At 39.4% G+C, this 231-nt stretch carries 1 pseudogene; it reads left to right on the top strand.

What is annotated here, in order from left to right:
• Window positions 1-231 (top strand): annotated as a pseudogene (locus tag QOR82_RS09255) (IS30 family transposase); the annotation flags it as partial.

Below are 231 nucleotides of genomic sequence, written 5' to 3'. Positions count from 1 at the left end.
ATCTAATGGTAAGATTTACGAATATTCTTACTACATCTATAGTTATGAAGCTGGTCAGGCCACATATCTTGAACATCACCGCCATTCTGGTCGTCGTCGCTTATATTATTCTTCAAAGCAATTTTTACGATTAGCTGATCAGCTAATGCTTGGTGAGTTTGACGACCACCATTACTCCCCACAAGCGGTTATTTATAAGGCTCGAGATTTAATGAATGATGGCACCCTGAT

This window comes from Limosilactobacillus difficilis, from assembly GCF_947387495.1.
Lineage (GTDB): Bacteria > Bacillota > Bacilli > Lactobacillales > Lactobacillaceae > Limosilactobacillus > Limosilactobacillus difficilis.
This window is presented reverse-complemented; position numbering and strand designations above follow the sequence as displayed.